The organism is Rothia sp. ND6WE1A, from assembly GCF_001683935.1.
Lineage (GTDB): Bacteria > Actinomycetota > Actinomycetes > Actinomycetales > Micrococcaceae > Rothia > Rothia amarae.
In genome coordinates, this window is record NZ_LXTU01000057.1 from 16,719 (window position 1) to 40,287 (window position 23,569).

Below are 23,569 nucleotides of genomic sequence, written 5' to 3' on the forward strand. Positions count from 1 at the left end.
GGCAGATTATGCCTTGTCGCCAAAGCGGTCGGGAACCTCAAAATTAAAGATTCCGGTATCGAAGCGGTTGTATGCCTGGTAATCAACCAGGTCGTAGAGCCTGGCGCGGGTAAACATTTGATCAACAAAAGATTCTTGGGTGCCCTCAGCATCTATGGTGTCGAGTACTCTTTCCATAGCACCTAAGGACGAGCGCAGTAGAGTTACGGGGTAAATAATCATATTCACACCGACTTCGGTTAGCTGCTCTTTAGTGAAGAGCGCTGATTTCCCGAACTCTGTCATGTTCGCCAAAATGGGAACGTCGAGGGCGCTGCGGACTGCTTCGAATTCGGAGAGATCCTTAAGCGCTTCGGGGAAGATGGCATCTGCGCCTGCGTCTACCAGCGCTTTCATGCGGTCAATCGCTGCATCGAGGGTATCGACCCCCCTCAAATCGGTGCGTGCCATGATGATGAAGTTGGGGTCTCTGCGCCCTTCGATGGCAGCTCGGATACGTTTGACGGCTGTCTCTTCATCCACCATATTTTTGTTATCGAGATGCCCACAGCGCTTGGGGTTAAACTGATCTTCAATATGGCACCCCGCCAACCCAAATTCTTCGAGTTCTTGGACCGTTCGCGCCACGTTCATGGGCTCACCAAAGCCCGTGTCTGCGTCAACAATTGCCGGGAGGTTGGTGAGTCTGGCAATTTGACCGGCGCGCTGTGCGACTTCGGTGAGAGTTGTCAAACCTACGTCAGGAAACCCCAATTCGTTGGCCAGTACAGCGCCAGAAATATAGACACCGTCGAAATTTTTTTCTTCAATGAGTCGCGCAGAAATCGGGGTATATGCTCCGGGGAATTGCAGTGTTTTACCCGAGTTGAGCATGGTGCGGAAGTCTTCGCGCTTTTGCGCTGCTGTTTTAGAGGAGTACAACATTTTAGAAAATTCCCTCCCGAGCTTCTTCTAATTGGATGGATGCGGTGATGTTTAGCTGATCGAGTTCTCCAGCTTTCAAGTGGGATAGATTCTCTGCAGCTTCAATAAAGCGGTTCAACTCGAAATCTTCAACTTTTCCCTCAGCGAGAGTGCGTAACTTCTGAATGTACTGCTGACGGCCGAACGGACGAGCGCCCAAGGGGTGGGCATCGGCTACGGCAATTTCTTCGCTGAAGACCGTGCCATCGGTGAGTAGAATTTCCGCACGTCCACCAAATGCTTTTTCCTGGGGATCTAGCGAGTGATAGCGGCGCGTCCACTCGGGATCTTCTTCGGTGGTGACTTTGTGCCACAGCGCAACGGTCTCCGGACGCTGCGCCCGTTCGGGAGCGTAGGAAGCTACGTGATCCCAGACGCCGTCCTGAAGCATTACCGTGAAAATGTAAGGGATGGAGTGGTCGAGTGTTTCGCGGGTCGCTGTGGGATCGTATTTTTGGGGATCGTTAGCGCCAGATCCAATGACGTAGTGAGTATGGTGCGAAGTATGAAGAACTATCTTCTCGATATTTTCTGCCTGCGCGAACTCGGGATGCTCGCGGTGTAGCTTGCGTGCTAAATCAATCCATGCCTGCGCCTGGTATTCAGCCGAATGCTCTTTGGTGTAGGTATCGAGGATGGCACGCTTTGCTTCACCAGGCTCAGGGAGCGGGACCTCATAGTGTGCATCTGGGCCGTCGAGCATCCACGCGATAAAGCCGTCTTCACCTTCATAGATGGGAACGGGGGAGGTCTGCCCGCGTAGGGCGCGATCCACAGCTTCAACTGCCATTTTGCCAGCGAAAGCGGGAGCATGCGCTTTCCACGTTGAAATCTCGCCCTTGCGGGATTGGCGGGTGGCGGTGGTGGTATGAAGGGCTTGACCGATGGATTGGAAAACGGTTTCCGTATCTAGCCTTAGGAGGGTGCCGATGCCGGCAGCAGCTGAAGGACCAAGGTGAGCTACGTGGTCGATTTTATGGCGGTGGAGGCAGATTGCTTTCGCCAAATCGACTTGAATCTCATAACCGGTAGCAATGCCGCGAAGCAGGTCATGCCCAGTGTTTCCCTTATGCTGGGCGACGGCGAGGATGGGCGGAATATTATCTCCGGGGTGGGAATACTCGGCGGCAAGGAACGTGTCGTGGTAATCCAACTCGCGTACTGCTACGCCGTTTGCCCAGGCTGCCCATTCAGGGGAGACCTTTTTCTGAGCGATATCTACGCCGAAGATACCTGCACCTGCGCCGCCGGGACCAGCAGTAGATGCCAGCGCCTGGCCGCGGGCGGAGATGATGGGGCTACGGTTGAGGGAAGCGATGGCTACCGATGCGTTATCCAAAATCCGGTTGATGACCATCTCTTCAACCTCTGCGGTGACCTCTACTGGGTCGGTGGCAACAGCGGCAATTTTATGTGCGAGCTGGTCGGCACGAGCGAGTTTCTCTTCGGATGCGTAAACGCGAACCGGGTGGGTAATAGTCATCATCGTCCTAACGATTGTGCTGTGTGTAACAGGTAGGGGCAAAAGTTTGAAATGGCTCTTAAACCTAAGCAGCAGCGGCGTAGAAACCGTGTTCGGGTTTCTGGGAGGCTTTTTTGATTTCCTCCAATGCCTGATGCAAATGCAAGGTGACTGCAGCCTCAGCTAATTGTGGTTCACCGCTGGCAACAGAGCGGGCAATTTGCGCGTGCTCCCGGGCTGCTTGAACGAGTCGCTGGGGATTTTCCTGGGAGAGCTTTCTGATGCGAGTGAGGTGGCCTCGCAGGTTATTTTGTGCCTGAATCAGGTAGGGGTTATCAGCCGCTCGATCGAGTGCATCATCAAATTCGGCAACCAGTTTGTAGTAATCATCTAGCTCAAGTGCATTGTGGTTAAGCCTGTCGCTGGCGTCAACGAACCTCTGAGCTAGGTGCGTAAATTCTTCGGAATCGCCTTTGACTGCCGCCAGTGCTGCCTGAGTGCAGTCGAGGCTGACACGTAACTCAAAAAGTGCAATTGCTTTGTTCAAGGAAAGGGGCGCTACGATGACGCCGCGACCGGCAAGCGGTTCAGCTAGACCATCTGCCAGGAGCCGGGAAATCGCTTCGCGAACGGGAGTGCGAGATACCCCGAAACGTTCTGCTTGTTCTACTTCGGCAAGAACTGCACCGGGGGCAAGTATGCCATTCATGATTTCAGTTCTCAGCGCTTCGTAGGTTTTATCGCTGGCTTTCATCGCATCCCTCCCCATGGACTGTGTTGCACACCACTGTAACCTTCTAGATAGTTTTTGTATACATGATTTGAAAAATAAAGACTTTATTTCACGTTTCTCCTAAATATTTTGAATTAATGTATACAAACTATTGTTATTTGTGAGATGCAACACTAGATTGATGCTCAACCTGGATCACTCAGTTGAGGAGAAACTATGTCTCAGTCAGCAACCACCTACCGTTCAACTTTTCAACACAGCGTAGAAGAACCTGAAAAATTTTGGCTCAAAGCTGCCCAAGCTATTGACTGGGTAACCCAGCCTCAAACCGCTCTAGATAATTCTCAAGATCCCATTTTCCGCTGGTTCCCTGATGGTGAACTCAATACCTGCTATAACGCTGTGGACCGTCACGTTGAATCGGGTCGAGCAGATCAGGCCGCTATCATTTACGATTCCGCCATGCTGGGAACGCGCGAAGAAATTGCTTATGGAGATTTACAGCAACAGGTAGCTCTATGCGCCGGTGCGCTTAAAGCCTCGGGAGTGAATCGCGGCGACCGGGTACTCATTTATATGCCGATGATTCCCCAGGCAGTAGTTGCTATGCTGGCAACCGCACGGCTCGGTGCTATACATTCAGTGGTGTTTGGGGGATTCGCTCCCGCCGAGCTAGCATCGCGTATTGATGATTGCCAGCCGACCGCCGTCGTCACGACCAGCGGGGGAATTGAACCGCGTCGTCGTATTGAGTACATCCCTGCAGTGGAAAAAGCGATTGAACTCTCTTCAGCCAAGCCAGCTGCCGTGATGGTGTATGAACGAGAAGGATTCGAAGATACAGTGGAAGCTGCGGCGCAGAGAGCTGCCAAGAACCCTAGCGGGGTGCAGTGGATGAGCTGGGCTGACGCCGTGGCAGATGCGCAACCGGCAGAACCAGTCACCGTCAAAGCAACCGATCCTTTGTATATCTTGTACACCTCAGGAACGACGGGAACACTCAAAGGCGTGGTTCGAGACAACGGTGGACACGCTGTAGCAATGGCGTGGTCGATGAAAAATATCTATGACGTCTCGGCGGGTGAAGTCATGTGGACGGCATCAGATGTGGGATGGGTTGTAGGGCATTCCTATATCGTCTACGGTCCACTGCTCGCCGGTGCTACCACGGTACTCTATGAGGGAAAACCGGTAGGAACGCCTGACGCAGGTGCGTTTTGGCGGGTCATTCAAGACACCTCAGCGAAAGTTCTGTTCACCGCCCCGACCGCGCTGCGAGCGATTCGTAAAGCAGACCCCGAGGGTAGCCTCATTTCAGAGTACGACCTTTCCCCCCTCAAAACTTTGTTTGTGGCGGGGGAGAGGCTCGACCCTGAAACGCACCGTTGGTCCAGCGAAAAACTGCAGATACCCGTCGTCGATAACTGGTGGCAAACCGAAACCGGGTGGGCAATTTGCGCCAACCCACAAGGACTAGAACCACTGCCCATCAAGTCAGGCTCACCCTCAGTTCCCGTGCCCAGATTTAACCTCGAAGTGCTCGACCCCATTGGTGAGGCGGTCGAGGCAGGAACCGAAGGAAACCTTGCCCTTAAGCTTCCGCTTCCTCCGGGGTGTTTGCCAACGCTGTGGGGCAATGATCAGCGCTATATAGACTCCTACCTCAGCGCTTTCGACGGCTACTATGCGACGGGGGATTCAGGCTACATTGACGAAGAAGGCTACGTGTACGTCATGGGTAGAACCGACGATGTTATCAATGTTTCCGGCCACCGACTCTCCACCGGTGCAATGGAACAAGTGCTAGCTACTCATCCAGCGGTGGCAGAGTGCGCCGTGATTGGTATTTCCGATGACCTCAAGGGGCAAAAACCCTCGGGCTACGTTGTTCTCAAAACCGGTGCAGAAATCTCAGAGCAGGAGCTGGGCGAGGAACTCATTCACAATATGCGCCAAGCTATCGGCGCTGTGGCTGACTTCAAAGACGTGTATGTGGTCGAAGCGCTCCCCAAAACACGGTCGGGAAAGATTCTGCGTAAGACCATGCGGCAGATTGCAGATGGGGAAGACTATAAGGTTCCCTCCACCATCGAAGACTCAGGCGTTCTGGACGAATTGCTCGCTATTCTGAAGCGCTAAATGTGCTCTTCCACCGGTCTCGCAGATAATCGTTCGCTGGGCCGGTGGAACGCTCTCACGAAGAGCCCGAGTGGACCGGGAAACACAATTTGTTCAGAATACGGGTGAAAGCGGTAATCTAGAAGCTAAAGACCAAAGTCAGAAATAGACTCAACTAACCCAAAGGTGAAAAACATTGACCGAAAATGGAGCCGAACAGCTCGGACCAACAGGGCGCCCCTTGCGTGTCTTTCCTGATCCTGCGCCGCTACCTGAACACGGTCCCGCCCGCATTATCTCCATGGTGAACCAGAAGGGCGGGGTGGGTAAAACCACCTCCACTATTAATCTTGGCGCAGCTTTAGCTGAAGTTGGGCGTAAAGTCTTGCTCGTTGATTTTGACCCGCAGGGTGCACTTTCTGCCGGTTTCGGTGCAAATCCACACGAGCTAGATTTGACTGTATATAACGTCATGATGGATCGCAAAGTCGATATTCACGACGTCATTCAGCCCACAGAAGTCGAAAACATCGACTTACTCCCCGCTAACATTGACCTCTCTGCAGCAGAAGTTCAGCTAGTGAACGAAGTAGCTCGCGAACAGGTCTTGGCTTCAGCCTTGCATAAAGTCGAGAACGACTACGATGTCATTCTGATTGACTGCCAGCCTTCGCTAGGTCTGCTTACCGTTAACGCATTGACCGCCAGCCACGGCGTCATCATTCCTCTCATCTGCGAATTCTTTGCCCTCCGTGCAGTGGCACTGTTGGTGGATTCGATTGAAAAGGTGCAGGACCGGCTCAATCCCAAACTTCAAATCGACGGTGTACTTGCCACCATGTTTGATACCCGCACTCTGCATTCCAAAGAGGTGTTGGCGCGAATTATCGACGCGTTTGGCGACAAAGTATTTGACACCGTTATTAAACGCACGGTGAAGTTCCCCGACGCTACCGTCTCGGCAGAACCGATACTTTCCTACGCCTCAAACCATTCGGGCGCAGAGGCTTATCGCCAGCTCGCCCGCGAACTCATTAGTCGAGGGGGAGCACCCTAAAGGCTCCCGCAACGAAAGAATTTCTTGCTCAACCCCGCAATGACCGACGCGCGGTCGCCTACCCGGCACCGCGCGTCGGGTTTGTGCGTGGGCTAAACAACGCCGGGAAGTCTTGAAACTACCCCCAACACAGGGCAAAATATAAGTAGCTAGTTTACATCTCGACAATAGCTTGAGAAGAGGACGCTGCCGTGAGGGCACCGACAACAATCATCAACCAGCAGGGAAAATCCGCCGAAAATACACCCGGCTTCACCCTGACACTTCAGAACTTCGAAGGCCCCTTTGACCTTCTCCTTTCCCTTATTTCCCGCAGAAAACTCGATATTACCGACGTAGCGCTCGCCGAAGTTACCGATGAATTTTTGCACTATATCAACCAACTTTTTGAGAGCCAGATAGACACCGCTCTTGACCAAGCAAGCGATTTCTTGGTTACTGCCGCTACTCTGCTCGATTTGAAAGCAGCACGGTTACTTCCCCGCGGTCAAGTGGAATCAGAAGAAGACGTGGTTTTGCTGGAGGCTCGTGACCTACTCTTTGCACGGTTGCTTCAGTACCGCGCTTACCGCGATGTAGCCGGTATTCTCGCTGAACGCTATGAATCCGAGGCGCAGCGTTTTCCCCGAGATGTTGCTTTAGAACCCCAATTTGTCCAGGTTTTACCTGAATTGGTTTTTGAGATAAGCCCCGAAGAATTTGCTCAGATAGCGGCGAAAGCATTGAGTGCTTCGCATTTTGAAGATGAACCGCATGAGAATTTGGCGCAGGTTGAGCTAGGGCACCTTCACCAGCCCCTCACTACCATTGCGGACGAAGAAAATTTCATTGTGCAACGCTTGGCAGAAAATTCCCAGGAGTCCTTTTCGAATCTCATTCGCGGATGCGGAGAATTCGAAATAGCCGTTTATCGTTTTCTGGCGGTGTTGGAGCTGATACGCAATGGGGCAGTAGAGGTAACTCAAGCTAACCCCCTGGGCGAAATTTCTGTGAGCGCTGTCGGGGAAAAATCCCCGGTGCCTGAGTTACAGAAGGAGGCAAGTGTATGAGCGATATAACGGGAGTAAACCCCGATTTTACGGACGACGACCTTGCCATCCTCTCGACGGGCGCATGGAACCCGGAGGGGGACGACGCCCCAGCAGAGACGCCTGAACAGCAGGTAGAGGATTCTCTTCCCGAGATTCCCGAAGCGCCAGATAATCCGTGGGAGCAACCCGAAACCGCCGAATCGTATGCGCAACAGCAGCAGGAAAAACCACGTACGGAAGTTAAGCGTTCTGAAATTATCTCGCGGGTTGAGTTGACCCCAGGGGGCGTCAAAGCAGCTATTGAAGCAATTTTGGCAGTTGCAGATGCGCCCGTCAGCGTACGCGAGCTGTCCTCGGCTCTGATTGTTTCCGAATATGAAGTGGAAAAAAGCTTAGACGAGCTTTACCGCGAATATAACGGATACGACGACGGGCAAACGGTTCACGAACCCCGAGGGTTTGAGCTACGCAGAATCGCTGGCGGATGGAAGCTCTACTCGCGACATGACTTCAGCCCATGGGTGCAGCGGTTTGTGGTGGGAGATTCCACGGCAAAACTCCCCAAAACGGCTATGGAAACTCTGACCGTTGTGGCTTATCAACAGCCGGTGACCAGAAGTTATGTGGCAAGTGTTCGCGGAGTAAACGCCGATGCTGCCTTTCGCACCTTGCTCAAACGTGGACTGATTGCAGAGACCATTCCCGAACCAGAAACCGGTGCTCATCAATACATCACCACCGATGTATTTCTTCAAAAGCTGGGCTTAGGTTCTTTACAAGAACTGCCCGCCTTGGCGCCCTACTTACCTGATATTGACGACATCGAACTAGCAACCGAAACACCCTAAAAGATTCAGCGGAGTTTATTTCTCCGCGAAACAGACAGATAGCGCACTCATTGCGCAGAGAACAAGAGAGAAAAAGGTAATACACATGGCAGGAAGAACTGGAAGCGGAGCAGGAAACCACGGACGCGGCGGAGCAGGTCGCGGGTTCGGCAAGAATAACGAATTCCGCGGTGGCAAGCCCGGAGGAAAATCAGGTGGATTCAAGGGCAAGGGTTCCAACAAGGGAGCTAAGCCTGGTGCACCCGGCGGCCCCCGTAAACCGGGTAAGGGTCAGGGGCCTAAATTTAAATCAGGTAAGCCCTTTGCCGGTGAATTCGGCGAGTTTCGCCCTAACAACCGCAAGAATAGCAACTACGCTGGTCCCCACCGCCCGCGTCGTCCTAAGGCAGACCCCGTAGATCATTACGATTTCTATGACCACGAAGGCGTTCGCCTGCAGAAGCTGATGGCTCAAGCTGGTGTGGCGAGCCGCCGCGTGTGTGAAGAAATGATTGAAGAAGGTCGCGTGACAGTCAACGAGCAGCTAGTCACCGAATTGGGTGTTCGCGTCAACCCTGATGAGGTTTCAGTCCGAGTTGATGGAATCACTATTCAGACCAATGACAAGCTTGTTTACATGGCGTTTAACAAGCCTGCAGGCGTTGTCTCCACTATGGAAGATCCCGACGGTCGCCCCTGCATTAGCGACTTCTTGCGCAAATCTATGAATCAGCGCGTGTTTCACGTGGGGCGTCTCGATGTTGAAACAGAAGGTTTGCTTCTTCTCACCAACGACGGCGAACTCGCTAACCGTTTGACCCACCCCTCTTATGAAATTCCTAAGACCTATCTTGTGCAGGTGCGCGGTCCTGTGGAATTGGGTGTGAGCAATCAGCTAAAGAAGGGCGTTCGTTTGGAAGACGGCGTCTCCCGAGTTGACGATTTCCGCCTGGTTGATTCAACTCCCGGTCACGTTTTGATTGAGGTTGTTATTCACTCCGGTAAGAACCGTATTGTTCGCCGCATGTTTGAAGAAGTCGGCTACCCCGTAGAGAAGCTGGTTCGCGTAGAGATGGGGCCGGTTCGTATTGGATCGCAGAAACAGGGCACTATTCGAAACCTTTCTAAGGTTGAGATTGGTGAACTGCTTGCTTCGGTAGATATGTAAGAATCGTTGCGCTTGACAGGGGAGAAACGAATGGAACTGGCAGAAGATCAAAACCTCTCTGCCCTTGCTGGCCCGGTGCTCATTATTGGTACCGGTCTGTTAGGGGCATCGGTAGGTTTGGCTTTGCGCGCCCAGAAGATACCGGTGTATCTCTCTGATGTTTCTCCGACCATAGAAGCAATTGCAGAGGATATTGGTGCGGGTCGCTCCCTCCGCGCGGTAGCTACCGAACGCGGGGTTGCGCCGTCGGATCTTCGGCAACTGCTGGGGAGCGAACCTCAGTTGGTGGTGGTTGCAGCGCCACCGGATGTTTGTGCGCAAATCGTGGTCGAGCAGCTCACCCTCTGGCAACATGCAGTTGTCATTGATATTGCTTCGGTGAAATTGTCGATTCTGCAACAGGTTCAACAATCGGGTGTAGATACTTCCCGTTATCTAGGTACACACCCGATGGCTGGTCGAGAAAAATCTGGCCCTGTTGCAGCGCGCGGGGAGCTCTTCACCTCCCGCCCTTTCGTCGTCTGCAAGCATCCAGACGTTTCGCCCACTGCTGTGCGACTAGCGCAAACACTGGGAATTGAGATGGGATCCACCCTGACCTACCTCGACGCCGCAGAGCACGATCGAGCGGTCGCCCTGATTTCTCATGTGCCCCAGGTGATGAGTTCTCTGATGGCATCGCGCTTGCAAGAAACACCCTTACATGCGCTGGGGCTAGCAGGGCAAGGCCTGCGGGATACCGTTCGAATCGCTGGATCTGACCCCGGATTGTGGATTCAGATTTTAGCGGCAAACTCAGAAAATATAGTGCCCACGTTGCTGGGGGTGCGGGATGATTTGGAGCGGCTCATAACAACTTTAGAAAATCCCACTGCTGCAGGAGCACGCCTAGATATCGCCCAGCTCATGAGCGAAGGCAACGCCGGGGTAGCTAGGATTCCAGGTAAGCACGGTGGAGCTCCCGAAGCTTTCTCGCAACTTACTATTCTGGTGGACGATACACCGGGGCAGATTGCCCGGCTACTCATCGACATAGGGGAGCTCGGGGTCAACATTGAGGATCTCCGATTAGAACATTCTCCCGGACAACCTGTGGGTATGGCTGAAATTTCGGTCAATCCCAACGAACACGAAAAACTAGTAGAGGATCTCACCAGCGCGGGCTGGAAGGTCGTTCGCTAACAGAAAGGCAAAGATGAATAAGCTCGTTGTAGCAATAGACGGCCCTTCCGGCTCAGGCAAATCTTCGGTGTCTAAGGCGGTTGCACGCCACTTTAACCTGCAGTACCTCGACACCGGGGCAATGTACCGTGCTCTCACCTGGTACTGCCTGGAACAGCAAACTGATCTGACGAATCCCGAGGCAATCATTGCCGCCGCTGAAAAATTTCCCCTGCACCAGGGCACCAGCCCCGATGAGGAGTCAATCGTAGTGGGGGAGACCGACGTTGCAGAAGCAATCCGTGAACCCGGCATCTCGGGTTCGGTTTCTGCCGTAGCATCGGTGCCGCGCGTGCGGGAAATCCTGATTCAGATGCAGCGAGATGCAATCGCTGCCGCCCCCCGCGGAATGGTCGCTGAAGGACGCGACATCACCACCGTCGTCGCTCCCGATGCCGATGCGCGGGTTCTACTCACCGCCTCCGAAGAAGTTCGCATGGCTCGCCGGGGGCTTCAGCTCGGCGGTACCCAGAGCTCATCTGACCTACAAAAACAGGTTGTGCAGCGTGATGCTAAAGATTCCAAGGTTAACAACTTCACTGAGGCAGCCGAGGGCGTTGCTCTGGTTGATTCTTCTGATCTTGATTTTGACCAAACTATTGCAGCGGTGATTGCCGCTGTTGAAAAACAGATCAATAGCTAGTGCCTGCACTAGACTGTTCACAGATACTTAGACCATAGAAAAGAGGTTGCGACGTGGAAGAAAATATCACTCCAGAACGCGACGATTATGAGGATAAATTCCTCGGCGGTGGCTCAGATGACGTCTCCGAACGCCTCGCTGAAATTGATGATGAAACCGCAGAACAGCGCGCCGAAGCTCTCCTAGCAGGGCTCGAAGACTACGAACTCGATGAGGAAGACCAGGAACTTCTAGGTTCTTGGGGTTTTGAAATTAACGAGTCCGATCCCGAAGAAGCCGACCCAGTAGTTGCCATCGTGGGCCGCCCCAACGTTGGTAAATCAACCATCATTAACCGCATTATCGGCCGCCGTGAAGCCGTGGTTGAAGATAAGCCTGGCGTTACCCGTGATCGCGTATCGTATAAGGCTGAGTGGGCTGGCAAAGATTTCACCCTGGTCGACACGGGCGGTTGGGAAGCTGACGCCAAGGGTATCGACGCGCAGGTTGCAGCGCAGGCTGAGATTGCTGTTGCACATGCCGACGTCGTTTTGCTGGTGGTTGACGCCATCGTAGGTATTTCTAATACCGACGAAGCGATTGTTCGTATGCTCCGCCGCGTCAAGAAGCCTATTCTGTTGGTTGCTAATAAGGTCGACGCCGAGCATCAAGAAGCTGAAGTTCACGCGCTGTGGTCGCTGGGCATGGGGGAGCCATTCCCTGTTTCCGGTGTCCACGGCCGTGGTTTGGCAGATATGCTCGACGCACTCCTCAAGGTGATGCCCGAGCACTCGCAGTATGCTGAACCTGAAGCGCTGGGCGGACCCCGCCGTATTGCACTGGTTGGTCGCCCCAACGTAGGTAAGTCCTCGTTGCTGAACAAACTCGCTGGTGAAGAACGTGCCGTGGTTAATGATCTAGCGGGCACTACCCGCGACCCCGTGGACGAAATCGTCGCATTGGGCGATCGCCCCTGGCGTTTTGTAGATACCGCAGGTATTCGCCGCCGAGTGCACATGGCAAAGGGCGCAGATTTCTACGCTTCACTCCGTACCCAGACCGCCATTGAGCGCTCTGAAGTTTGTGTTGTTTTGCTGGATGTTTCTGAGCCGATTTCTGAGCAGGATGTGCGAATCATTCAGCAGGTTGTTGATTCAGGCCGCGCCCTGGTTCTGGCGTTCAACAAGTGGGATACCCTCGATGAAGAACGCCGCGAACTGCTAGAGCGCGAGATTGACCGTGACCTCGCCCACGTAGCGTGGGCACCGCGCGTCAACATTTCTGCGCGCACTGGATGGCATAAGGACAAGCTGGTTCCCGCACTGGAAACCGCCCTTGAGGCATGGGATTCTCGTATCTCCACCGGTCGCTTTAATGCGTTCTTGGGCGAGATTGTGGCAGCACATCCGCACCCCTTGCGCGGTGGCAAGCAGCCCCGTATCTTGTTCGGCACGCAGGTTTCTTCACGTCCGCCGAAGTTCGTTCTGTTCACCACCGGTTTCTTGGATCCTGGCTACCGCCGATTCATTGCCCGCCGCCTGCGTGAAACTTTCGACTTCACCGGTACGCCGATTGAAATCTCGATGCGCGTTCGCGAACGCCGGACCCTCGGTGAGCGCCAGGCAGCAAAACCTGGTAAAGCGTCCAAGGGCGGACGCCCGAAGAGCACCCGTCGATAACACTTGCCGGTAGAGTCCCGGAGCCGACTTGATCCGGGACTCTACCTCAAGGGGTAAATGTGATTGAAACCGCCCCAAAAAGTTTTAATTTTGGGTGATCTCAATTTTGCGTTCACCCTAAAGGTGGGTATAGTTATACGAGTGCTTGAGGGAAACCTTGAGAACAATCGGGTTGTGGCGCAGCTTGGTAGCGCACTTGACTGGGGGTCAAGGGGTCGCAGGTTCAAATCCTGTCAACCCGACACAAAATAAACCTCTCCACTAGGTTCGAAGCGTAGTGGAGAGGTTATTTTTATGCCCAAAAATCTACAATTTATCTATCCCTCAGCATATGAAAGCCCCTCTGGTCCTGTATGTCGTTAGTAGGAGCTTACGATTTACGCATCGCTATCTAATTCGTGCTTATCAATCGAGCAGATGATGAGTGGGCGGCTACTAAAACAGAGCTCAGATACACGATTCATTACTCGAAGAGAAAATCATGAGCTCATTATTGTGTAGATTGAATAAGTTAATTCCCAGATAGTGCAAGAAGCACTCGTTCAGAAATAAGACTGGACCCCGTCTGGATTGCGACATCTCTGCAGAAATTATAAAACTTATCGTACTTTTTTCTTGCGTCTTCGTCTTTAGTTTGGAATCTAGCTGCATCTACGTAGATGCGTAGTTTTTGCACTGCCTCACGAAGGTTGAACATCCCTGCCGATTCAACTGATTGTAAGCATTCAAGTATGTGGTCAATAAGTACACGTGCATGTGACTGCAATGCAGGATCCAAAGACGTGTCGTTATCGATTGCTTCTACGAGAATTCGAACTTCTTCAGAGAATCTGCTGCGCAATGCTGCTTGCATATCATTTCCGCCGTTGCGCGCAGCCATTGCTATGAAAGCAGAGAACATTTTCAAATCCTTAATAACTCTCTCATCTACTCGTTGAGCATAGGAGGAGTGGTATGGGAATCCACAAGCATTTACCCAATCAGGAAGGGAATATGCGAAACCTCTTACCTCGGGTATTTGTTCCTTGAATTGTTCGAGAACAGTTATTACCTGGCTGAGAAGTATGAAGGTTTCCATCCCGTCTTCAGGGGTTTGGATGCCGAATTCATGAACTCTATTTTCGATATCTTCGTTCCATTGTTCAAATTTTTCAGCAAGCGCTGCTGCAGGGTTTATGGTCTATTTTTCCTTTAGTCAAACACATAAATCAGGCCTCCGGCACGCGTTGCCGGAGGCCTGTGATTCCCTACGTAGGGAATAATCCAATGGAAATCCTATCAATAAAAAACTATCTAAGTTGTTCGATTTTGCAGCTACGAGGTTACCGGTACTTCCCCTAGACTACTGCTTTCTTTGCATTCTGTGTCCTGGCGCCTCAGCGCGGAGTTTTCAGATGCAACATCAAATGTTTGGTCTATTTACTCGTAATGAGTCCACATTCGAAGGACATGGACGGTCTGTTCATCTTCTATGACGTCATACACCAGCCGATGCTGAATGTTGATTCGTCGAGAATATAGTCCTGCTAAATCTCCAACTAGTTTTTCATACCTGGGTGGATTCTTATATGGATTTTCGGAAATTACGTGCAGAAGCCTCTGCGTTTTTTCTTTTAGTCCTGCTCGCTGAAGTTTCTGCGCATCTTTTTGAGCTTGTTTCGAATAAACAATTTTCCATGCAGGGCTTACCAATGTAGGTCCGAGCTTCCTTCAGAGAGAGGCTCATTTTTTGCGGCTAGAATGCTTTGAACCATTCCAGGGATGGAACTCAGATGAAGGGTTTCCTGGATGGCCTTCCAATCTTCTTCGCTGATCAGGACGGCGTTGCCCCTCTTGCCGGTAATCGTGAGTGGTTCCGCATTATTATTGACCTGGTCAATAAGTTGATAGAGGTGTGTACGAGCGTTTGTGGCCGATATTGCTGTCATATTACAAATCGTACGCTATAACGTACGACCTGAAAAGGATGTTTTAAGGTATCACACATCATGAGAAGATAGTAGAACCATCGCCATCTACAGAGGGAACCCGCGGTATGTAAGAAAAACATATCGAAAACCTCAAGATAGCAGAGGATTCTCAAAGACTCATCGAAAACTAGCCAACAGCTCCACCCCTATTAGTTTGCTTTACAAATAACCCCTGAAAGATCCCTCATGCTCATTCTTGCCAGTATCTTCGTTAGCCTCGCCGTGCTCATCCACATCTACATTTGGGTGCTGGAATCCTTCCTCTGGGATAAACCTCGCGGCTTACAAACATTTAACATGGACCCCAACCGTGCCGCGCTCACCAAAGAAATGGCAGTTAACCAGGGGCTCTACAACTTACTTTTGGCGGTTGTTGCCTTTGCCGGACTGATAGCGCTATGGAGCGGTTCACTTGCGGTGGCAAAAGCGCTCATTTTTGCAGGAGCAGGTTCTATGGCAATTGCCGGTATCTTCCTTTTCGCCACCACTGCAGATAAGCGCCGTCCAGCACTGATTCAACTGCTTCCCCCGCTCGTCGGCGTCATCGCTGCCGCTCTGATATAAGTTTTACTTTGGCTCTTTCAGGCTGCCAACAGTCCACTAGGGGGAGTACTAATGAACACCCCAAAGATCCTCCGCCAACCGAGTAATATGGATGGCGAGATAAGTGCGTTCATCGGCAGATAGATCCTCACCCAGATGCATCTCAAGTAGCATTTTGGCTTTGAGCGCGCAGGATACCTTTACGCGCCCGAAGAAGAGCGAAGTTTAGGAATCTGCCAGAGGAAGAACAAAAGGTTGTACACATGAAGTATTTTCACGGATACCTCCCCTAAGCCGCTGCAATAAATTCTATCGGGTGCGAACAGGGCAGTGACCCGGAAATACGCCTTTCCGGGCCACTGCCCGCTAACGGTTCGCTGAGGTGCGACTATGAATTTTCAGGGTAGGAAGGCTTCCAATCTTCTGGCGGTAACTCATTGGTCTGAATAAGCTGCTGGTACCAGAAGAACGAATCTTTGCGATAGCGCGCGAGATCTTTGAGATCGAACTCGTCGCGGTTCACATAAATGAAACCGTAGCGCTTTGCCACGCCCTGATGGGTGGACACCACATCGATAGCAGTCCAGGGGGAGTAGCCCAGGATTTCGACGCCGTCTGTAATCGCTTCCTGCGTCTGCTCCAGGTGCTTGCGCAGGTACTCGATGCGGTAATCATCGTGTACCCGCCCGTCATCGGTGAGCTGGTCGAAAGCACCGAGCCCGTTTTCGGTCACGATGAGGGGCAGACGGTAGCGATCCCAGATTGCACGGTAGGTCATGCGCATACCCACAGGGTCAATTTCCCAACCGAAGTCGGTCATCTGCAGATGGGGGTTAGAAACAGCCTTGAAGTATCCTTCTTCACCTTCTGCGATTTGCTGGTCGGCGTCCTCGCTACGTTCTGAGGCACCGCCACCCAAAGGCGCATCTGCCATGGTGGTGGTGTTGTAGTAGTTGAAAGCAATGAAGTCAGGTCGAGCCGATTTGAGAATCTCCAAGTCGCCTTCTTCAATGGTGGGCGCCCAGCCGTGTTCTTCCAGATAGGCCCAAGCCAGAGTGTTGTATTCACCGCGCACTGCCAAATCAAGGTAGAGCCAGTTGCGCACCGCGTTGTAGTTATCGGCGGCAATCACGTCCTCCGGTTTGGACGACGCAGGGTAAACATAGGAGATGTTAGGCGCCGGACCAATCTTGGCCTCGGGATGCATCTGGTGAAGCATTGCCATGGTCTTCGCCTGCGCCAAGAACATGTTGTGATTGATCTGGTAGAGCTCCTTGTCGGGGTCATCACTGGTGGTGGTGATAATGCCGAGCTTATGACCGTGCAGAATCATCATGTTCTGCTCGTTGATGGTCAGCCAATATTTGACCTTGGAGCCATACTCTTTGAAAAGAACTTCGGCGTAGCGCACGAATGCATCGGTGGTGGTGCGGGATGCCCAGCCGCCTTTTTCATCTAAAGCAATCGGAGTGTCGAAGTGGAACATCGTCACGATGGGTTCGATATTGTGAGCCAGCAATTCGTCGATGAAGTTGTGGTAGTACTCGATTCCCTTGGGATTGATTTCGCCGTCGCCGTCGGGGATGATGCGTGACCAGGCGATAGAGAACCGATGCGCGCGGAAGCCCAACTCTGCCATCAGCGCGATGTCCTCTTTATAACGGTGGTACTGATCAGCAGCTACTTTGTAGTCGCTGGTCCCTTCGGGTAAATCTTTCTTGAGGTCGATGGCAATAGGACCGCGACCGTCCTCGTCCCATGCGCCTTCTACCTGGTAAGCGGAGGTCGAAGCAGACCAGAGAAAATCTTGTGGGAAAGGCTTGAGCTCTTTGTGGTACATGGTGTTCCTTATCTAGAGAGTTATTCTTAGCGTTCGACGATGACGGCGAGTTCACCGGCACGAAGCTGCTTATTGAGTTGAGGTTCAACGGTGGAGAAGTTACCGGAGTTAGTGATGATGGTGATTACGGTGTCATCATATCCAGCCTGAGCCACTTGAGCACGATCATAGGTAACGAGTGGCTGACCGGCAGTCACGATATCGCCTTTTCAGACGTGCATGGTGAAGCCTTCGTTCATCATGATGGGGTGAGCCCCCAATGCAGACCAAACATGAACTTTACTGCATGTTGAAAATGATTCTCAACAGGTAGAATGGCGGGATGACTGATCAACACAAAACCCATCACCACCAGAACTCGGAGAACCTAACGCCCCAAGAATCATGGAACAACCTTTACTCGGAAAGAGAGCAGGTTTGGTCCGGTAAACCCAATGCAACTTTGGTGGCTTTGATTGAAAAATACCAGCCCACCACCGTCCTGGATCTTGGATGCGGCGAAGGTGGCGATGTCATCTGGTTGTCACAGCGCGGCTGGGCGGCTACAGGAATTGATATTTCCGACGTCGCTATCGAACGCGCTCGCCAAGCTGTAGAAAAAATTGGTGTGGAAGCCGAATTCGTGGCGGCGGATTTAGCAGAATGGCGAACTGACAGGAAGTTCGATCTCATCGTTTCCAGTTTCATGCAGTCCCACTTTGATGACCTCGACCGCATTGGAATTTTTAGAGCCGCACTTGAACTCTTGAATGTTGGGGGAGAGCTGGTCTCTCTTTCACATGCAGGCATGCCGTCATTTGTGAAAAAAGATGATCCCCGCCGCGAGAAGAGGGAGAATCTTCCGCAACCCCTGGTTGAGGCGCATACTCTCACGGAAAATGACGATCGTTTTGAAGTAAAACTTGCGGAAACCAGAAGCCGAACAGTTACCTCGCCCGACGGTGAAGAGGGCACTATTGACGACGGCGTGCTGGTTATCAAGCGAGTTCGCTAGGTATTTTCTGTACAGTATCAGGATATTTTTCTTTAATCAGTCTACTTTCGGTGAATAGAAAGTAGACTGATTTTATGACTACTACTCCTCAGAAAAAGACTCTTAAAGATAAATCACTGAACTTCATTACCGACGGGTACCTTTTCGCTTCGCGTATGCGTGCTAAAGCTGGTTTGAAGCAGAACTCCCACGAACCTTTCACCCTCAAGATGTTGGGTAAAGACGCCACGATGATTCGCGGCAAAGAAGCCGTGGGCTTCTTCTACGACGAGTCCAAAATTAGCCGTGATGGCGCCATGCCTCACGCCGTCAATGACACTCTCTTTGGTAAGGGAACTATTCACGGTCTCGACGGTGAGGCCCACAAGGTGCGCAAAGCTCAGATGGCGGCGATGGCTTATGACGACGACGCTCGCGTGGCTCACTTTGCCGACCTTGTTACCGAAGAAATGGAGCGCACTCTCTCTGACTGGGCTGAAAAGCCCGGCAACGTTTACGACGATGTAGCGGTAGCTTATGGACGCGCAGCTTTCCGCTGGGCTGGTATTCCTATGACCGATGAGCAGATGGTCAAAGAGGCTCAGCGCATGAGCCATCTGCTGGATACGTTCGGTAATCCTCTGAAGAACCCTCTCGCCTGGATCGACCGCGCAAAGCTGGACCGCTGGTTCGAACAACTCATTGAAAATGTTCGCTCAGGAACTCAGAACGTTGACCCTGATTCCGTGACCGCGCACATCGCGGATTTGCGCGATGAAAATGGCGAACTGGTCTCCGCCCGCATTGCAGCTATTGAACTGCAGAATCTCACCCGCCCCACTATTGCGGTTTCCCGCTTTGCGGCTTTTGCTGCAGTAGCGCTCGTACAGAACCCTGACTGGGCAGAAAAAATCCGCTCCGCAGTCGAGTCCAAGGGGAGCTGGGCGAATGTCCCCGAATCCATTGCCTTTGCTCAGGAAACCCGCCGTAAGTACCCATTTGTTCCCATGCTCCCCGGCTATGTCAAAGAAGACGCCGAAGTTTCGGGCTGCCCGGTGCATAAGGGACAGCGCGTTTTGATTGATATCTTGGGTACCAATAACTCTCCTCAGCTCTGGGAAAACGCCGCTGATTTCGACCCCTCCCGCTTTATGGGCGTCGAGAATTGGGAAGATATCGCCTACTTTATTCCTCAGGGTGGCGGCGATGTGCATACTGGCCACCGCTGCCCCGGTGAACGCATTGCGGTGACTGCTCTTTCTGTTGCAATTTCTGCCATGGCGCAGAAGAACGTGCATATTTCACAGGATCAGGATGACACCGAGTTCCGCTGGGATCAGATTCTGACCCGTCCTAAGACAGGTGTGCGTATTAGCGTAGATGCTGCTTCTGCGCGCTAATTCGTAAGAAAGAGAAAGAACCTCCCACCCACTAGCCAATTTGGCTCACTGGGTGGGAGGTATCTCTTTTGCTTTTACATGGAGGTCGGACCAGTATTTTTAGTCATGGTTTTGGTGCCGACAGCTAAGCGAGGAACATGCTCTAAAAGGGATTTGAAATTAAAAGTCGCCCCTAGTTACGAGTAGGTTACCCGCAGCTAGAGGCGCGTCTCTTTATCTTAGTGGAGGGAGCCGATGGTCTGCTCGACGGCGTCGAGCAGTTCACCGTTAGCGACCAAACGTACTGTTTCGTTGATTTCAGGAGCCAGATAGCGGTCAGTGCCCGGGCCCTCCACGGTTTCGCGGAGCTTGGAGATAACCGCACCGGTTGCTGCTGCAGGTTTCTGCGGAGCCCGCATATCAATACCTCGGGCAGCCGTCAGAATCTCAATAGCTAAAACGCGCGTGAAACCATCCACTGACTTACGTAGCTTACGAGCGGCACTCCACCCCATGGATACGTGATCTTCCTGCATTGCAGAAGATGGAATCGAATCAACGGATGCCGGATTAGCCAGACGCTTGAGTTCAGAAACAATCGCTGCTTGGGTGTACTGGGCAATCATATGGCCAGAATCTACACCAGGGTCATCTGCCAAGAACGCGTTGAGACAGCGGTTGCGGGCGGGATCCAAGAAGCGGTCGGTGCGTCGTTCGGAAATAGAGGCGGCATCGGCAACAGCAATAGCCAAGAAATCTAGAACGTAGGCAACCGGTGCTCCATGGAAGTTACCATTCGATTCCACGCGACCGTCCTTGGTTACTACCGGATTATCGATGGCAGAAGCAAGCTCGCGAAGAGCAACTGAACGAGCGTGCTCAATGGTGTCTCGCACCGCTCCAGCAACTTGCGGGGAGCAGCGTAACGAGTACGCATCTTGAACATAGGTTGAATGCTCGCCCTGATGGTGGCGGATGATCTCGGAATCTTCCAGAACAGTGCGAATATTGCGCGCTGCTGCAATCTGACCGGGATGGGGGCGAAGTTCATGCAAGTCAGCGGCGAAGACACGATCGGTGCCGACCAGACCTTCAACAGACATTGCTGCTGCGACGTCGGCAAGGCGTACCAACCGGTCAAGATCGGTAATTGCCATGACCAACATCGAGAGCATGCCGTCTGTGCCGTTAATCAGCGCAAGACCTTCTTTTTCCGCTAGCTCAACGGGAGTCAATCCAGCTTCGGTGAGCGCGTCTGCGGCATCCTGGAGATTGCCCTCGGAATCGCGAACTTGACCTTCACCGATGATTGCCAGAGCGCAGTGGGCTAGGGGAGCGAGGTCACCTGAACATCCCAACGAACCATATTCAAAGACCACCGGAGTAATACCCGCAGAGAGCATCGCAGCGTATGCCTTAGCAACTTCAGGGCGTACACCCGTACGACCGGTTGCCATAGTCGAAAGACGTAATAGCATGACGCCGCGGATGACTTCGCGCTCAATTTCAGGGCCGGAACCTGCAGCATGGGAACGAATCAACCCGCGTTGCAAAGCGGTACGCTGCTCTAACGGAATGTGCTTTGAAGCTAGAGCACCAAAGCCTGTGGAGACTCCATACACCGGGGTTTCATCATGTGCTAAATCGCGGATCTGCTGCGCTGATTTTTCGATTTCTTGGAGGGACTCTTCACTGAGCGAAACCGTGGCATCATGGCGGCAGACGTTGATGACGTCTTCGAAAGAAAGGGCGCCAATTCCCACCTCAACGTGAGGACGGCCAGCTTTATCGTTAGTCATGATTTATCTTTCTATGTTGGGTGAGAACGGTGTGAGCAATGCGAGCAGCACTGCGCGCAGTGCGTCCGTCAATATCAAAAGAGGGGTTGAGCTCGGCTATATCAGCTGCAATGAGCTTTCCTGACGTAGCAGCTTGACGAACGCAGGAGAGAATCACTGGCAGAGGCACACCAAACGCCGCCGGAGCACTTACACCCGGAGCAACAGCAGCAGGCAGAACATCCAAATCGACGGTCAAATAGAGCACATCAACAGAATCAATAAAATCCTGGACAAACCGTTGAACGTCACCCAGGTTTTCGGTTTGGCTTTGCTCATCTAGGAGGTATCGCACGTCAAAATGGTCAGCAGTATCAAACAAAATCTGCGTATTGGAAGGCTGGCTAATACCGACGACAGCGTAGGAAAGTTCGGTGCCGGCGGCTGCTTCTTGTTCGAGTGCCTGGCGAAAAGGAGTACCGGAGCTGGGCTGATCTGCAGAGCGCAGGTCGAAATGCGCATCGAGATTCAAAATTCCTACACGCTGTTGCGCACGCGCTGAGGACTGTGCAATTCCCGAATAGGTACCCAACGCAACTTCATGTCCACCGCCAAAGACCATAGCTAGCGCACCGGCGTCGATAATCGTAGCTACCGCATCGGCTAGGCGGCTCTGAGCTGCTTCCAACTCATTTCCAGCAGTGACCACATCGCCCACATCAGCAGTCTTGCGCTCACCCTGATTCGGGGTGAGCGCAAAATTTGCCAGCGCTGCTCGCAAAGCGGCGGGAGCCTTTTGGGCGCCCTGCCTGCCTTTATTTCGGCGGACACCCTCGTCTGAAGCGAACCCCACCAACACCGCATCTAAAGACTTCAGGTTCTCCGGGGTAAAGTCATCGACCGTAAGAAGCTGTTTGAACCAGCGGTTGTGCTCAGGGCCGTCACCGTCGTCTCGTCCGGTAAGAGCCTCTGGTGCTCTATCAATAATCATGCGTTGTTCTCCTGCAATCTGGATGATCCGTGGGTGAGCGTGCCGTCCTTCCACACTCCACTCACCAGCGGAACGCCGGGGCGGTATGCCAGGTGAAGGTGGTTAGGGGCATCCAGCGCCATGAAATTGGCGCGGGCGCCGGGGGAGATTCGTCCAATATCATCTCGTCGTAGCGCCTGGGCACCGCCGGCAGTGGCAGCCCACACCGCTTCATTAGGGCTCATCTTTAAATCTCGGACGGCAATGGCAATACAAAATGGAATCGAAGTAGTAAAACTGGTTCCCGGATTGCAATCAGCTCCCAAAGCAACGGTAACGCCAGCATCGAGCAGACGCCGTGCGTTGGGGTAGTCATTGCGTGTTGAAAAATCTGCACCGGGCAGCACGGTAGCTACCGTGCTGCTGTTCGCTAGAGCATCGACGTCGGCATCAGAAAGATAGACCACGTGATCCACCGACGCGGCATCGAACTCAACCGCTAGTTGAACTCCGGAGCCATAGGTGAGCTGGTTGCCGTGCACCCGTGGAACCAGTCCGTGTTGTACGCCGGCGCTCAGGATTGCCCGTGATTGTTCCTCGGTAAAGGCACCCTTTTCACAGAAAACATCAATCCACTTAGCGTAGTTAGCGGCGAGGGGAATCATCTCATCAATCGCCATTTGCACGTATTCGTCTTGGCGCCCAGCATATTCCTCGGGAGCCACATGGGCGGCGAGTAAAGTGACTTCATCGGTGCAGGTCGCAGCAACTTTCACACCCTGTACTTCAGATGCGGCAGACTGCCCATAGCCCGATTTCACTTCAACGGTGGTAGTTCCCTGTCTCAGGTACTCATTCATATAACGCTGAATATTAGCCTTGAGCTGCTGGTCGGTTGCGGAGCGAGTTTTCTTAATCGTGGTGCGTATTCCGCCTGCCTCGTACTTTTTACCTTCCATGCGAGCAGCAAACTCTACCGAGCGGTCGCCCTGAAAGACCAGATGAGAATGCGATTCGACGAAGCCGGGCAGTACTGCGCGTCCGTCTACATCGAATTGCTGGTCGGCGTCGGGAGCCTGCCCAGCAGAGCCCACCCAGGCTATTTTTCCCTCATCCACAATAAAAGCGGCGTCTTCGATAACGCCCAATGCGCCGTTATCAACGGCTGGGTCGTTAGTAACCAGTGTTTTGATATTGGTGAAAAGCTGGCTTGAAGCCATGTATTTTTCTCCTGA

General features: G+C 52.7%; 22 protein-coding genes and 1 tRNA gene. 12 read left to right on the top strand and 11 right to left on the bottom strand.

The window, feature by feature from the left end; genetic code table 11:
* Positions 1 to 6: 6 nt before the first annotated feature.
* The 3 genes from prpB to A7E48_RS07615 form a co-directional block, all read right to left on the bottom strand.
* On the bottom strand, positions 7 to 924 hold the full coding sequence (gene prpB, locus A7E48_RS07605; RefSeq protein ID WP_068171695.1) for a methylisocitrate lyase: 918 nt from the start codon (positions 922 to 924) through the stop codon (positions 7 to 9).
* Position 925: 1 nt separating this feature from the next.
* Positions 926 to 2,446, bottom strand: coding sequence for an MmgE/PrpD family protein (locus A7E48_RS07610; RefSeq protein ID WP_068171696.1), 1,521 nt, complete (start codon positions 2,444 to 2,446; stop codon positions 926 to 928).
* A 64-nt stretch (positions 2,447 to 2,510) separates the two neighbouring features.
* On the bottom strand, positions 2,511 to 3,179 hold the full coding sequence (locus A7E48_RS07615) for a GntR family transcriptional regulator (RefSeq protein ID WP_068171699.1): 669 nt from the start codon (positions 3,177 to 3,179) through the stop codon (positions 2,511 to 2,513).
* A gap of 195 nt (positions 3,180 to 3,374) precedes the next feature.
* Here A7E48_RS07615 and A7E48_RS07620 point away from each other — a divergent pair, with 195 nt between their 5' ends.
* The 9 genes from A7E48_RS07620 to A7E48_RS07660 all read left to right on the top strand — a co-directional run bounded on the left by A7E48_RS07620 (position 3,375) and on the right by A7E48_RS07660 (position 13,123).
* Complete coding sequence (locus tag A7E48_RS07620) at positions 3,375 to 5,297, top strand: AMP-binding protein (RefSeq protein ID WP_068171702.1); 1,923 nt, start codon at positions 3,375 to 3,377, stop codon at positions 5,295 to 5,297.
* A gap of 175 nt (positions 5,298 to 5,472) precedes the next feature.
* Entirely contained in the window at positions 5,473 to 6,333 is an 861-nt protein-coding gene (locus A7E48_RS07625; RefSeq protein ID WP_068171705.1) for a ParA family protein, read from the top strand.
* 191 nt (positions 6,334 to 6,524) lie between these two features.
* Positions 6,525 to 7,382 carry a ScpA family protein gene (locus tag A7E48_RS07630; protein WP_068171708.1) on the top strand — a complete coding sequence of 286 codons (858 nt, stop codon included), beginning with the start codon at positions 6,525 to 6,527 and terminating at the stop codon, positions 7,380 to 7,382.
* On the top strand, positions 7,379 to 8,212 hold the full coding sequence (locus A7E48_RS07635) for an SMC-Scp complex subunit ScpB (RefSeq protein WP_068171712.1): 834 nt from the start codon (positions 7,379 to 7,381) through the stop codon (positions 8,210 to 8,212). Before A7E48_RS07630 ends, A7E48_RS07635 begins: the two co-directional genes overlap by 4 nt.
* An 85-nt stretch (positions 8,213 to 8,297) precedes the next feature.
* Complete coding sequence (locus tag A7E48_RS07640) at positions 8,298 to 9,359, top strand: pseudouridine synthase (RefSeq protein WP_068171714.1); 1,062 nt, start codon at positions 8,298 to 8,300, stop codon at positions 9,357 to 9,359.
* Positions 9,360 to 9,389: 30 nt separating this feature from the next.
* On the top strand, positions 9,390 to 10,541 hold the full coding sequence (locus tag A7E48_RS07645; protein WP_068171717.1) for a prephenate dehydrogenase: 1,152 nt from the start codon (positions 9,390 to 9,392) through the stop codon (positions 10,539 to 10,541).
* Between the two features lie 13 nt (positions 10,542 to 10,554).
* Positions 10,555 to 11,223 carry a (d)CMP kinase gene (gene cmk / locus A7E48_RS07650; RefSeq protein WP_068171720.1) on the top strand — a complete coding sequence of 223 codons (669 nt, stop codon included), beginning with the start codon at positions 10,555 to 10,557 and terminating at the stop codon, positions 11,221 to 11,223.
* 53 nt (positions 11,224 to 11,276) lie between these two features.
* Positions 11,277 to 12,881 carry a ribosome biogenesis GTPase Der gene (der, locus tag A7E48_RS07655; RefSeq protein WP_068171722.1) on the top strand — a complete coding sequence of 535 codons (1,605 nt, stop codon included), beginning with the start codon at positions 11,277 to 11,279 and terminating at the stop codon, positions 12,879 to 12,881.
* Positions 12,882 to 13,049: 168 nt separating this feature from the next.
* Positions 13,050 to 13,123: transfer RNA gene (locus A7E48_RS07660), tRNA-Pro, on the top strand.
* A gap of 269 nt (positions 13,124 to 13,392) precedes the next feature.
* Here the strand turns inward: A7E48_RS07660 and A7E48_RS07665 are convergent.
* The 3 genes from A7E48_RS07665 to A7E48_RS07680 form a co-directional block, all read right to left on the bottom strand.
* The gene (locus A7E48_RS07665) at positions 13,393 to 13,959 is read right to left on the bottom strand and encodes a hypothetical protein (protein WP_141669416.1); all 567 of its coding nucleotides are present in this window, start codon (positions 13,957 to 13,959) and stop codon (positions 13,393 to 13,395) included.
* Positions 13,960 to 14,300: 341 nt separating this feature from the next.
* Positions 14,301 to 14,573 carry a Txe/YoeB family addiction module toxin gene (locus A7E48_RS07675; RefSeq protein WP_068171732.1) on the bottom strand — a complete coding sequence of 91 codons (273 nt, stop codon included), beginning with the start codon at positions 14,571 to 14,573 and terminating at the stop codon, positions 14,301 to 14,303.
* Positions 14,567 to 14,809, bottom strand: coding sequence for a type II toxin-antitoxin system Phd/YefM family antitoxin (locus A7E48_RS07680; protein ID WP_068171735.1), 243 nt, complete (start codon positions 14,807 to 14,809; stop codon positions 14,567 to 14,569). Before A7E48_RS07680 ends, A7E48_RS07675 begins: the two co-directional genes overlap by 7 nt.
* Before the next feature lie 228 nt (positions 14,810 to 15,037).
* Here A7E48_RS07680 and A7E48_RS07685 point away from each other — a divergent pair, with 228 nt between their 5' ends.
* Positions 15,038 to 15,415 (top strand): DUF1304 domain-containing protein, encoded by a 378-nt coding sequence (locus A7E48_RS07685; RefSeq protein ID WP_068171738.1) that lies wholly within the window; start codon positions 15,038 to 15,040, stop codon positions 15,413 to 15,415.
* A gap of 367 nt (positions 15,416 to 15,782) precedes the next feature.
* Here the strand turns inward: A7E48_RS07685 and A7E48_RS07690 are convergent, their stop codons facing one another.
* Positions 15,783 to 17,234 carry a glycoside hydrolase family 1 protein gene (locus A7E48_RS07690; protein WP_068171742.1) on the bottom strand — a complete coding sequence of 484 codons (1,452 nt, stop codon included), beginning with the start codon at positions 17,232 to 17,234 and terminating at the stop codon, positions 15,783 to 15,785.
* Positions 17,235 to 17,260: 26 nt separating this feature from the next.
* The gene (locus tag A7E48_RS10835; RefSeq protein ID WP_158004411.1) at positions 17,261 to 17,431 is read right to left on the bottom strand and encodes a hypothetical protein; all 171 of its coding nucleotides are present in this window, start codon (positions 17,429 to 17,431) and stop codon (positions 17,261 to 17,263) included.
* Positions 17,432 to 17,556: 125 nt separating this feature from the next.
* Here A7E48_RS10835 and A7E48_RS07695 point away from each other — a divergent pair, with 125 nt between their 5' ends.
* On the top strand, positions 17,557 to 18,228 hold the full coding sequence (locus A7E48_RS07695; protein ID WP_068171746.1) for a bifunctional 2-polyprenyl-6-hydroxyphenol methylase/3-demethylubiquinol 3-O-methyltransferase UbiG: 672 nt from the start codon (positions 17,557 to 17,559) through the stop codon (positions 18,226 to 18,228).
* A gap of 74 nt (positions 18,229 to 18,302) precedes the next feature.
* Positions 18,303 to 19,607: a cytochrome P450 gene (locus A7E48_RS07700; protein ID WP_068171749.1), complete on the top strand. Its 1,305-nt coding sequence runs from the start codon at positions 18,303 to 18,305 to the stop codon at positions 19,605 to 19,607.
* A gap of 218 nt (positions 19,608 to 19,825) precedes the next feature.
* On the opposite strand, the gene hutH is transcribed toward A7E48_RS07700, so the two are convergent.
* Genes hutH through hutI form a run of 3 tightly spaced genes read right to left on the bottom strand, consistent with a single transcriptional unit; the run spans position 19,826 to position 23,554 of the window.
* Complete coding sequence (gene hutH / locus A7E48_RS07705; protein WP_068171751.1) at positions 19,826 to 21,385, bottom strand: histidine ammonia-lyase; 1,560 nt, start codon at positions 21,383 to 21,385, stop codon at positions 19,826 to 19,828.
* Positions 21,378 to 22,355, bottom strand: a complete 978-nt coding sequence (gene hutG / locus A7E48_RS07710; protein ID WP_068171755.1) for a formimidoylglutamase — start codon at positions 22,353 to 22,355, stop codon at positions 21,378 to 21,380. The genes hutH and hutG overlap by 8 nt, the downstream gene beginning before the upstream one ends.
* On the bottom strand, positions 22,352 to 23,554 hold the full coding sequence (hutI, locus tag A7E48_RS07715) for an imidazolonepropionase (protein WP_068171758.1): 1,203 nt from the start codon (positions 23,552 to 23,554) through the stop codon (positions 22,352 to 22,354). The genes hutG and hutI overlap by 4 nt, the downstream gene beginning before the upstream one ends.
* Between the last annotated feature and the right edge of the window lie 15 nt (positions 23,555 to 23,569).